This is a genomic window from Cyanobium gracile UHCC 0281, from assembly GCF_034931305.1.
In the GTDB taxonomy this organism is placed as follows: domain Bacteria; phylum Cyanobacteriota; class Cyanobacteriia; order PCC-6307; family Cyanobiaceae; genus Cyanobium; species Cyanobium gracile_A.
The window spans coordinates 98,659-108,908 of sequence record NZ_JAYGHY010000004.1 but is presented as its reverse complement, the minus strand read 5'-3'; the positions used below and the strand labels follow the sequence as shown (position 1 = coordinate 108,908).

Genomic DNA, 10,250 nt, shown 5'->3' with positions numbered 1-10,250 from the left:
GGCCCCGACCTGGGCCATCTGCTGATCGAAGGCATCCAGCAGCTCCTGCCGCTGGCCGGGAGCCAGGCCCCGGCGTAGGAGCTGGCTGCGCTGCCGCAGCAGCCGTCCATGGCGGCTCAGCAGGGCGCCGTAGACGGGTTCGAGCTGCAGCACCACCCGGTCCAGCCACTGGCGCCGCAGGGCGGGCTCCCCCCGCACCAGGTCGAGGTCGAGGGCGCTGAAGCCGACGCAGCGCAGGGGGCCGATCAGGTCGAGCTGCCGCTCCAGCCGCTTGCCGTTGCGGAACGCCTGGCGGCCGCCGCTGCGGCGCAGCTCCAGCTGCAGGCTGTCGGCCTCGTCGGTGAGGGTGCCCAGGCGGCTCCAGGGGTGGCCGTGGCCGATCAGGTCCCGGTCGACGTTGCAGCGGTGCGACCGCAGGCTGGTGAGCAGTTCCACCCCTTCCAGCAGGTTCGACTTGCCCTGGCCATTGCTGCCGACCACAAGCAGGCGGGGCTCCTCCAGCGTCAGCTGCAGGCCGTCGATGTTGCGGAAATGCCGGAGGTCCAGGCGGTGCAGCCGGATGGTTCTGGGGCGGTCAGCCGCTAAGGTACCGCCATCGGAGGGAAAGGTCCTGAGGGACCCCTACCGCCGTGGCAGGGCATGTAGCTCAGTTGGATAGAGCGTCAGATTCCGGTTCTGAATGTCGGGGGTTCGAGTCCCTCCATGCTCGTCAGCCCCGTCCCTATTTCTCGGTCACCCGTCTACCTGGGACCGCAGGTCCAGGCCCATGGCCCGGATGCCCCCGGGATCCACCACGAATCCCGCCCGGGAGAGGGCGTTGAGGGCTTCCGGTGGGGCGGAGAGGGAAATGCTGCAGCCGCTCAGCTCCCGCCGCAGGCGGGCCAGGGCGGCCTGCACCAGGGCCCCGATGACCTCATCCCGGCAGGGGTCGGCCGGATCGGCCACCAGGTCCCAGAGGTTGGCGTTGAGGGCCTGATCGCTGGTGGCCCGCACGAAGCCCACCAGCCGGCCGCCCGGGTCGAGCACCACCAGGTGCCAGGCGCTGCGCGCCAGCACCCGCTTCCAGCGGTCGTTGCTGCGGGGGGAATCGCCGCAGGCCTCCAACAGACGGTTCAGGCCGGCCGGTTCGGGGTCGTGCTGATGGAGCAGCGCGTAACCCTCCCGCAGGCGAGGGGTCGAAGGCTGGCTGCGGAAGGGGATCAACAGAGAGTTCAGGGAATCAGCCCGTGTTGCGCATGCCTGCGGCGATGCCGTTGATGGTAAGCAGGGCGCCGCGCAGCAGTTCGCTGCGGCTGTAGGTGCGGCCGTCGCCGCTTCCAGGCCCGTCGCTCGGCCCCTCGCTCATCGGCGGTTGGCGTTTCTGCTCCCGCAGCCGGCGCAGCAGCGCCACCTGCAGATAGCCCAGGGGAATGATCGTGCGGTTGCGCAGGTCGACCGACAGCTGCAAGGCCGGGTCCCCGTCGAGGAGCCGGCTGTGGTTGCTGATGCGCAGCACCAGGGAATGGGTGAGGGCGAACTCGCTGGCGATCGACGCGAAGATCTGCTCGAACACCTGCTTGTTCTGGGGACGTCCCAGCGAGGTGACGTAATGGCCGGCCAGCTCTAGGTCGACCTTGGAGAGGGTCATCTCCACCTTGGAGATCAGCATGCGGAAGAACGGCCAGCGCTGGTAGAGCAGCTGCAGCAGTTCCATCTGCTCACCATCGGCATCGAGCTCGGCCTGCAGGGCCGTGCCGACGCCGTACCAACTGGGCAGCAGGAAGCGGCTCTGGGTCCAGCCGAACACCCAAGGGATCGCCCGCAGGCTGGAGAGATCCTTGGCGCCGCTCTTGCGCCGTGCCGGGCGGCTGGAGATCTGCAACTTGCTGATCTCCTCGATCGGTGTCACCTGCTGGAAGAAGGCCACCAGGTCGGGGTTGTCATGCACCAGGGCCCGGTAGTGGTCGCGGGAGCGGGCGGCGAGCCGCTCCATCAGCACATTCCAGGTGGGGGTGTCGTCCACCGGGGTGCTCACCATGCTGTTCTGCAGCACGGCGGTGGTGACCGTCTCGAGGTTGTAGAGGGCCAGCTCGGGCAGGGAGTACTTGGAGGCCAGCACCTCCCCCTGCTCGGTGATCTTGATGCGCCCTTTGAGGGTGCCGCTGGGCTGGGCCAGGATCGCCTGGTAGGCGGGGCCGCCACCCCGTCCCACCGAGCCGCCACGGCCGTGGAAGATGCGCAGGGCGACGTCGTGGGCATCGGCGAGCGACTGCAGCGCGATCTGGGCCCGGTGGATCTCCCAGTTGCTGGAGAGGAAGCCGGAATCCTTGTTGCTGTCGGAGTAGCCGAGCATCACCTCCTGCAGGGGCTGCTCGCCGTCGCTGTTGCTGATCAGCAGCTGGCGGTAGAAGGGGTCGGCGAACAGGCGCCCCATCACGGCCGGGGCTCCCTGCAGGTCTTCGACCGTTTCGAACAGGGGGATCACCAGCAGGGCCGATTTCTGGGCCATCGGATCCACCAGCCCCGCCTCCTTGGCCAGCAGCACCACCTCCAGCAGGTCCGACACCGTGTGACTCATGGAGATCACGTAGGTGCGGCAGATGCGCCGGCCGAACTCCTGCTGCAGCCGCTGCAGCATCCGGAACACGGCGAAGGTCTCGGCGGTGGGGGCGCTCCAGCGGGCCGCCGGCGGCAGCAGGGGCCGGCGGGTCTTGAGTTCGCTCAGCAGCCAATCCACCCGCTGCTCCTCGTCCATCTCGCCGTAGGGCACCGGCAGCAGCAGGTAGCGGCTGAGTTCGTCGATGGCGTCGCTGTGGCGGGTGCTCTCCTGGCGGATGTCGAGGCTGGCCAGGGAGAAGGCGAAGATGTGCACCTGGCTGAGCAGGTCCTGCAGGGCCTCGCAGCTCAGGCCCGTGGCATCGAGGCTCTCCTTGATCAGCTCCAGGTCGGTGCGGAATTCCTCCACCGAGGCGTAGTGGAGCTCCTGGGGAGGGGCCGGCTCCATCAGGCTGCTCAGTCCGGCCTCGTAGCCGGAGGACCCGTCGCACGGTGATTCCCAGCCGGCCTCGGCCAGCTGCTGGTTGCGCTGCTGGGTGAGCCGCAGCCGCTCGAGGGTGTAACTCAGCTTCAGCCGGTAGGGCTCGAGCCGGTAGCGGGCGGCGCGCTCCTCGTAGATCTCCGGGAAGCGCAGCCGGTCCATCTCCAGGGATTCCAGCAGGGCCGCGCTCACCTGGCTCCACTGCATCGAGATGCTGAGCTGGTCGCGCAGGATGGACACCGCCTGGATGTAGCGGGCCAGCATCAGCTGCCGCTGGAAGCAGGCCGTGCGCCAGGTCACGTCCGGGGTCACCGAGGGGTTGCCGTCCCGGTCGGAACCCACCCAGGAACCGAAGGTGCAGAAGGCGTCCCGCGGGGGCTGCACGTCGGGATAGCTGGCCGCCAGGGCGGCGCGGATGCGCTGGCGTAGCTGGGGCAGGGCGTCGAACAGCACCTGTTGGAAGTAGTGGAGGGCGTAATCGACCTCGTCGATCACCGACGGCTTGAACTGGTGCAGTTCGTCGGTGCGCCACCACAGCCGGATCTCCTCCTCGAGCTGCTGGCGCAGGCGGTCATTGTCGTCCGGGTTGCCCTGGCCGTTCACCTGCAGCTTCTGGATCAGGGCCGCCACACGCCGTTGCTTGTGGCGCACGGTGTGGCGCACGATCTCGGTGGGGTGGGCCGTGAACACCAGCCGGATGTCGAGCTCCCGCAGCAGCCCCTCCAGCTGGCCCGGCGGCACGTTCAGGGCCCGCAGGCGCTCGAACAGCTGGCGGAAGGTGGCCGGATCGCTCTGGCTGGCCAGGGGCGGCAGGAACGGGTCGTTGCTGGCGGGGGCGGGGGCCCGCTTGATGCTTTCGAGGTAGCTGTCCTCTTCGATGTGCTGCTCGAGGATGTTGACCAGCTGGAAGTAGAGGGAGAAGGCCCGGGCCGCTGCGATGCCCTCGGCCAGATCCATCGCCTTGATCAGGGCCACGATGCCGTCGGTGTCGACGGCGGAGGGGGCCTCCGGATCCAGGCCCGGCGCCACCGGACCGCTCAGTTCCTTGAGCCGCAGCAGGCGCTCCACCTGCTCGGGCGGGCATTCACTGCGCAGCACCGTCTGCCAGAGGTCCTCCACGAGCTCCAGCCGCTCGGTGAGCAGTCGGATCACCCCGGGGGAGGCCTCGGCGGGAACGACCGAAGGCTCGGTCAGCTGGAGCCGCATGGGGGCGGTGGGCACGGGGTTGCTGTTCATGATCCTCCAGGAACCTGTGCTGCTTCTGTCTCCAGCCATGCGTCCAGCGCCTTCTCCCGTGACGCGAGTGCCACGGCCTCGCTGCCGATGATGGCACCGATGCTTTCGCCACGCCCCTGACGGGCGAGCCAACGCATCGCCTGGTTGCCGGTGGCGAGCAGCTCATGGAGCGGGGCCAGCCAGCGCTCCAGCCCAAGCTCCGCTGCCAGCGGGGCCATGGCCTCCAGCTCGGCGGCGATCCAGGCGCGGGCCTCCAGCGTCTGTCCGCTGCGCCACTGCACCAGCTGGGCCTGGAGGCTGGAGCGGGCCGCCGCCCGGTCGTTGGCATCGGCCAAGGCTTCGAGCTCGCCTGCGGCCAGCCGACTGGCGGCCAGGGGATCCTGACCCTGGGGATCCCGCAGCAACTGCTGCAGGCGCAGTTCGGCGAAGGCGGTGACCGCCAGCAGCAGCAGCGGGTCGTCGATCAGGTCACAGATGCGGATCTCCAGGCGGTTGAGGCCATGGGGGCGGTCGTCGCCATTGGGGCGCACCGAGGTCCACAGGTGACGCACGTTGCGCATTGCCCCGGCGGCCAGCTGCTGCTCCATCCAGAGGATGTAGTGGTCGTGGTCGCGGAACAGGGGCACCTGGGGCGGGGTGATCGGAAACTGCAGCCAGCGCTGGGAGTGGGCCCCGGTGGCCACACCGTCCAGGAAGGGGGAGCTGGCGCTGAGGGCCAGCAGCAGGGAGGCCTCGCAGCGCAGCAGGCGCAGGCCGGCGAACAGGGCGTTCATGTCCGTCAGCCCCAGGTTGATGTGGACGCTGGCGGTCACGACCCGGGTGCCGTAGGTGGCTTCGATATAGGCGTGGTAAGGGTTCTCGGGGTCGGAGCGCTCGAAGCGGTGGCTGTCCCCCAGGCTCAGGGTGCTGCCGGGCAGCAGGGTCAGCTGGCGGGGCTGGAGCCAGCGGCGCAGGCGACGGCGCGGCTCCAGCAGCAGCTCCAGCTGGGCGGTGTAGGAGGCCTCGGGCGGGGTGACGTACTCCAGGTTGCGCTGGTCCGGTTCGGTCATGAAGCCCGCCAGGTCGGCGGCCGCCTCAGCCGAGCAGCCGACCACCGAGCCATCGGCCCGGCCGGTGTACATCTCCACCTCGAAACCCTTGAGCAGCAGGGGAGCGCTCATGGCGTGGCGTCCGCCGCACCGGCCACGGCCGGCTCCAGACAGGCGAGAGCCTTGAGCATCCCGCGCGCCTTGTTGCGGGTTTCCTGGTACTCCGCCTCCGGCCGGGAATCGGCCACGATTCCTGCCCCGGCCTGGACCTGCACCCGCCAGCCGCCGTCGGGGTGGGGCCGCACCACCATGGTGCGGATCGTGATCGCCGTGTTCAGCGCCCCGGCCAGATCCACGGCCCCGTAGACCCCCGAATAGGGCCCGCGGGCATCCGGTTCGAGGGCATGGATCAGCTGCATGGCGCGGATCTTGGGGGCTCCGCTCACGGTGCCGGCCGGGAAGGACGCCATCAGCAGGTCCCAGATGTCGTGATCCTCGGTCAGCAGCCCTTCCACCTCGCTGACGATGTGCATCACGTGGGAGTACTTCTCAATCACCATCAGCTCGGTGACCTGCACCGTGCCGGCGCGGCAGACCCGGCCCAGGTCATTGCGGCCCAGGTCGACCAGCATCACGTGCTCCGCCCGCTCCTTGGGATCGGCCAACAGCTCCTCGGCCAGGGCCGCATCCCGCCGGGCATCCTCGCCGCGGGGGCGGGTGCCGGCAATCGGCCGCAAGGAGGCCTTCACGCCTTCGGCGCAGGGCTCCGCCTTCACCATCACCTCGGGGCTGGAGCCGATCAGATGCCAGTCGCCGAAGTTGAAGAACGCCATGTAGGGCGAGGGGTTCACCATCCGCAGGCTGCGGTAAAGCTCAAAGGGATCGTGGCTCACCCGGGTTTCCAGCCGCTGGCTCAGCACCAGCTGGAACACGTCGCCGGCGGCGATGTGCTCGGCGGCGGTGGCCACGGCGGCTTCGAAGTCGGCCTGGCTGCGGTTGCTGTGGGTGGCCAGCTCGGAGCCGCTCGCCTCATGCCAGGCCAAGGGTTTGACATGGCCGGGCAGGGGGGCGTGCATGCGGGCCTCGAGAGCCTCGATGCGCGCCGCCGCCCGGTCGTAGGCCTCGCCGGGATCGGCGCCTGCAGAGAGATCCACGTAGGCCACGGCCGTGATCTGGCGCTTCACCTGGTCGAACACCAGCAGGCTGTCGGCCAGCATCCAGCAGCCGTCGGGTGGGGCCCCTTCGGCGGCGTTGTGCACCGGCACGCTGGGCTCGATCCACTGGATCAACTCATAGCCCCAGAAGCCGAACAGTTGGGCCACCTTCGGCAGGCCCTCCACCGGGCCGGGCCGCAATGGCGCCAGGGCGTCCCGCAGCAGGCTGAAGGGATTGCCCTGGAGCTGTTCGCTGCGGCCATCCCGCCAGCAGCGTTCGCCCCGGTCACCGCGGCAGGTGAGGGTCCAGAGCGGGTCGCTGACGACGTAGCTCCAGCGGCCCAGCTGCTCGCCCCCCTCCACGGATTCCAGCAGCACGCCATGGCTGCCGCCCGTCCCCACCTTCAGCCAGGTGGTCAGGGGCGTCTCCAGGTCGGCGGGCCAGCACTTCTTGAGGGGCAGAAAATTGACGGCCAAGTCAGCACCTGCTTCCCCACCGGCGATCCGGGCAAGGAAGGCGCTGCGATCAGAACCGGGCATCACGGCGACAGGCAGGCAAAAAAAACGGGGCTCTCGGCCCCGCCGTTATAGGTGCTGGCCGGTGGGACTCAGGCTTCGTGGGTGGCCTTGCCGCTGAACTTGAGGCTGGCGGGGTTGGGGTTGGCGCCGATGCTGCGGGGGGTGTGGCCCACCATGGTGCGGCCTTCGTTGACCTTCTCGGGGAAGACGCCGTCCTTGGGATGCAGGAATTCGGTGTCCCCACCGGGGTAGATCCGGTAGATCTTGTAGTCCTCGATCCGGGGCTTGAACTTGGTGCGCAGCTGGGTGCCGAGGGCCAGGCACTGCTCCTTGCGGGCGAAGTACATGAGGTTGTCGCCTTCGTTCATCTCCGCGGCACCGCCGGTGGGGAGTTCGAACGCCTGCGCCTTGGAGCTGCTCCAGGTGATGGCGTACTTCTCCTCGGTTTCGGCCGAGTTCAGCAAGCCACCGGTGCTGCCGATGGACTTCGGAAGTTGACCGTGGAGGGCCGTATCAGGCATGACTTGCAGACCGTTTCAGGCGGAAGCTAGCACCGTGTTTTTCGCCTTCCCGGCGCCCCCGGCGGACTCTTCACACCCGTCAACAAACGCGGCCCACCCGGGGCCCATCCCCTCAGCTGCTGCGCTCGGCGGCCGGGAAGAAGACGGTCAGGTTGCTGCCGCCCCGCTCGGTGAGCCGGCCCCCCAGGCGGTGGAAGAGCCGCTGGGTGGCCTGGCGGCTCAGCTGCAGGCTTCCGGTCTCCGGATTCCAGCTCAGCACCGGCCCCACCGGCATCGGCACGGCGGCTGCCAACCCGTCGGCTGCACGGCTTTCGGGGTCGTCGCTGCTGAGCTGCAGTTTCAACCGCGACCCCGCCGGCAGCAGTCGCAGCCGCACCTCGCTGCCACTGGGCAGGCTGCGGCTGAACCGGTCCATCAGCCCGCCGAGCATGGTTTCCAGCCGGCTGGGATCGCTCATCACCGGCGGCAGGTCGGCGGCGATCTCGAGCACGAGCTTGAGGTCCCGCCGGCCCAGCTGGCGCTGCCACAGCGCCTCCAGCTGATGGAGAAGCCGGCTCAGGTCCGTCCGGGCCAGTTCGCTGTCGCTCAGGGGCTGGCCACTGCCCGGCTGGCGCTGCAGTTCCGCCGCCAGGAAGATCAGTCCGAAGCGGTCGATCTGTTCGCTGCATTCGCCGTCGATCTGCTCCAGCCGCTGGCGCACCACGCCCGGCAGGTCGGTGCGGCGCAGCAGGGAGCGGATCAGGGTGCGGATCGTGGCCAGAGGGGTGCGCACCTCATGGGTGAGGGCCTCGAGCAGGGCCAGCTCGCTGCTCACGGCGTCGTTGCCGTTGCCCTCACTCCGTTTCTCCCCGTGCACCAGGGGCTGCAGGGTGACGCTGGGGGCCATCGCCGCCAGCCGCTGGGCCAGCAGGGGCCAGAAGCGGGTGGCCAGGTCGGGCGCGTTGCGAAGTGGGCCCAGCAGCTGCAGCCGGCGGCGCAGCCCCAGACCTGCCGCCGGATCGTCCTGGGCCAGGCGGCGATCGAGCAGCTCGAGGGCGGCCGAGAGGATCGAAGCCTCGAAGCGCACCACCAGCCGGCGGGCCTGCGGCGGGCCATCGAGAGCCAGGGCCACCTGCAGCACCGGCGTGATCAGCACCAGCAGCGGATCGGTGCCGTCGTCCTGGCGCAGGCTGAGGCGCTGGAAGCCCCCCGGCCGACCGGCCGTTCCCCGGGGGGCGGTTCCTGGGGGGGGCGGCAGGCCGGGCAGCAGCGGCAGCCCCGAGGGCATCAGGTTGCCGACCTCCGCCGGGGTCCAGACCCAGCCGTCGAGCCACTCCAGCAGGGCAGGCTCGTACAGGGCCGGCAGGGGGGCCGCCAGCCAGACGCCGGGCTGGGGAGGAGCGGCTCCGAGCAGATCCTCCTGCACGGTGGCCAGGGCGGCCCACCACTGACGCCTGACGCTGTCCTCGTCCCCCTGCCCCACCGGCACGCCGTCCGCCAGCAGTGAACGCAGTTCCTCCAGGCTCACCACCATCGCCGCTGGCTGCGGCTGTGCCTGGCCACGGAGGCACAGAGCCCGAGGCTGATGCAGTTGACGAGCATGGCCGAACGGCCGTAGCTCAGGAAGGGCAGGGGAATGCCGGTGATGGGTCCAAGGCCGATGGTCATGTTGACGTTCACCACCACCTGAAACATCAGCATGGCGCCGATGCCCACCACCACGAGCGATTCGTAGTCGCTGCCGGCCCGGCCGGCGATCTGCAGCAGGCGCCAGATCAGCACCACGAAGCCCATCACCACCAGCATCGAGCCGATGAACCCGGTTTCCTCCCCCAGGGCACTGAAGATGAAATCGGTGTGCTGCTCGGGGATGAAGCGCAGCTTGGTGAGCGAGCCGTTCATCAGGCCGGTGCCCCAGAGTTGTCCGGAACCGATCCCCACGGTGCTCTGGAGCAGGTGGTAGCCGCCGCCGAGGGGATCCTGGGCCGGATCGAGGAACAGGGTGAGCCGGGCGCGCTGGTGGGGGCGCAGCCCGTGTTCCCAGAGCCACGGCGTCCCCACCGCGAACAGCCCCTGGACGGCCAGCACCAGCGTCAGCCCGATCGTTTTCCAGGGCAGGGAGCGCCACGCCACCCAGCCCATCAGCGGCACCCAGCCCAGCAGCAGCCACGGCATGGTGCCGGCCATGATCGCCGTGAACAGCGGCGAGAGCAGCAGCAACAGCCAGGTGGCGGGCATGCCCGCCCAGAACAGCATCACCAGCAGCACCGCACCGAAGACCAGCGACGTGCCGAGATCCGGCTGCACGAACACCAGCAGCCAGGGGATGCTGATCATCCCCACCGGCCGCAGCAGATCGATCGGCCGCTCCACCGGGTACTTCGAGAGAACGCCCGCCAGCAGCAGGATGGCCGCCACCTTGGCGAATTCAGAAGGCTGCACGTAGAAGCCGCCGATGTTGATCCAGCTCTGGGCCCCAAGGGCGCTGACCCCGATGACCCGCACCGCGATCAGGCTCGCCACCATCAGGATGTAGATCGGCCACTGGAAACGGGCGATCCGCTCCAGCGGCACCCGGGCCAGCAGCACGGCCACAACGAGCCCGACCGCGGCGGTGACCCAGTGCTGGTACCAGTCGGTGGTGGCCTGCTGGCGCTGGGTGCTGGCGATCAGGATCCCCGCCAGCAGGGTGAGGGCGATCGGGATGCCCCACAGAATCGGATCGAAGCCGAGGCCACGCCGCTTCGCCCCCTTGGCGGCGAACCCACCGCGCCGGGGGCTGAGAACCGCCATCGCT

General features: G+C 69.5%; 7 protein-coding genes, 1 tRNA gene and 1 pseudogene. 1 reads left to right on the top strand and 8 read right to left on the bottom strand.

Annotated features, from left to right (window positions below; translation table 11 throughout):
• Positions 1-480 (bottom strand): annotated as a pseudogene (locus VB739_RS02490) (DNA replication and repair protein RecF); the annotation flags it as partial.
• A gap of 155 nt (positions 481-635) precedes the next feature.
• Between VB739_RS02490 and VB739_RS02485 the strand changes: the two are divergent.
• Positions 636-709: transfer RNA gene (locus VB739_RS02485), tRNA-Arg, on the top strand.
• A 23-nt stretch (positions 710-732) separates the two neighbouring features.
• Here VB739_RS02485 and VB739_RS02480 read toward each other — a convergent pair.
• The 7 genes from VB739_RS02480 to rodA form a co-directional block, all read right to left on the bottom strand.
• Positions 733-1,203 (bottom strand): N-acetyltransferase, encoded by a 471-nt coding sequence (locus tag VB739_RS02480; RefSeq protein ID WP_323355548.1) that lies wholly within the window; start codon positions 1,201-1,203, stop codon positions 733-735.
• A 16-nt stretch (positions 1,204-1,219) separates the two neighbouring features.
• Positions 1,220-4,222: a phosphoenolpyruvate carboxylase gene (gene ppc / locus VB739_RS02475; RefSeq protein ID WP_323355554.1), complete on the bottom strand. Its 3,003-nt coding sequence runs from the start codon at positions 4,220-4,222 to the stop codon at positions 1,220-1,222.
• Between the two features lie 26 nt (positions 4,223-4,248).
• On the bottom strand, positions 4,249-5,412 hold the full coding sequence (gene gshA / locus VB739_RS02470; RefSeq protein WP_323355547.1) for a glutamate--cysteine ligase: 1,164 nt from the start codon (positions 5,410-5,412) through the stop codon (positions 4,249-4,251).
• The gene (locus VB739_RS02465) at positions 5,409-6,974 is read right to left on the bottom strand and encodes an anthranilate synthase component I family protein (RefSeq protein ID WP_323355546.1); all 1,566 of its coding nucleotides are present in this window, start codon (positions 6,972-6,974) and stop codon (positions 5,409-5,411) included. Before VB739_RS02465 ends, gshA begins: the two co-directional genes overlap by 4 nt.
• A 68-nt stretch (positions 6,975-7,042) precedes the next feature.
• Positions 7,043-7,474, bottom strand: a complete 432-nt coding sequence (locus VB739_RS02460) for a photosystem I reaction center subunit II PsaD (RefSeq protein WP_323355545.1) — start codon at positions 7,472-7,474, stop codon at positions 7,043-7,045.
• Between the two features lie 112 nt (positions 7,475-7,586).
• A complete protein-coding gene (locus VB739_RS02455) occupies positions 7,587-8,987 on the bottom strand; it encodes a sensor histidine kinase (RefSeq protein WP_323355544.1) in 1,401 nt (466 codons plus the stop codon).
• On the bottom strand, positions 8,978-10,246 hold the full coding sequence (rodA, locus tag VB739_RS02450; RefSeq protein WP_323355543.1) for a rod shape-determining protein RodA: 1,269 nt from the start codon (positions 10,244-10,246) through the stop codon (positions 8,978-8,980). Before rodA ends, VB739_RS02455 begins: the two co-directional genes overlap by 10 nt.
• Between the last annotated feature and the right edge of the window lie 4 nt (positions 10,247-10,250).